Below are 550 nucleotides of genomic sequence, written 5' to 3' on the forward strand. Positions count from 1 at the left end.
CCCATCCCGAACACGACCGTTAAGCCCTCTAGCGCCGATGGTACTTGGACCGCAGGGTCCTGGGAGAGTAGGACGCCGCCAAGCGAACTCTTTCATCATACATAGAAACAGGCTCTGCATGTGGAATTGTACGATGAAATGCATTTGCTCATGCAAATGCATAACATTCCCTGATAGCTCAGTTGGTAGAGCACTCGACTGTTAATCGAGTTGTCACAGGTTCGAGCCCTGTTCGGGGAGCCATTTGCTCTCATAGCTCAGTAGGTAGAGTGCATCCATGGTAAGGATGAGGTCACCGGTTCGATCCCGGTTGAGAGCTTTGGTAAGTGAGGCCCGTTGGTCAAGGGGTTAAGACACCTCCCTTTCACGGAGGTAACAGGGGTTCGAATCCCCTACGGGTCATATAGATGGAGGCTTAGCTCAGCTGGGAGAGCATCTGCCTTACAAGCAGAGGGTCGGGGGTTCGATCCCCTCAGCCTCCACCATATATATTTATTAACGACGCGGGGTGGAGCAGCCCGGTAGCTCGTCGGGCTCATAACCCGAAGGC

At 53.6% G+C, this 550-nt stretch carries 4 tRNA genes and 1 rRNA gene; all 5 read left to right on the top strand.

Annotated elements, in window-relative coordinates:
- A 5S ribosomal RNA gene (gene rrf / locus ASD24_RS14695) occupies positions 1-84 on the top strand; the annotation flags it as partial.
- A gap of 83 nt (positions 85-167) precedes the next feature.
- A tRNA-Asn gene (locus ASD24_RS14700) sits at positions 168-243 on the top strand.
- 3 nt (positions 244-246) lie between these two features.
- A tRNA-Thr gene (locus tag ASD24_RS14705) sits at positions 247-319 on the top strand.
- An 11-nt stretch (positions 320-330) separates the two neighbouring features.
- Positions 331-402: transfer RNA gene (locus ASD24_RS14710), tRNA-Glu, on the top strand.
- A 7-nt stretch (positions 403-409) separates the two neighbouring features.
- Positions 410-485 (top strand) — tRNA-Val (locus ASD24_RS14715).
- Positions 486-550 lie beyond the last annotated feature (65 nt).

This window comes from Paenibacillus sp. Root52 (genome assembly GCF_001426865.1).
Taxonomy (GTDB): domain Bacteria; phylum Bacillota; class Bacilli; order Paenibacillales; family Paenibacillaceae; genus Paenibacillus.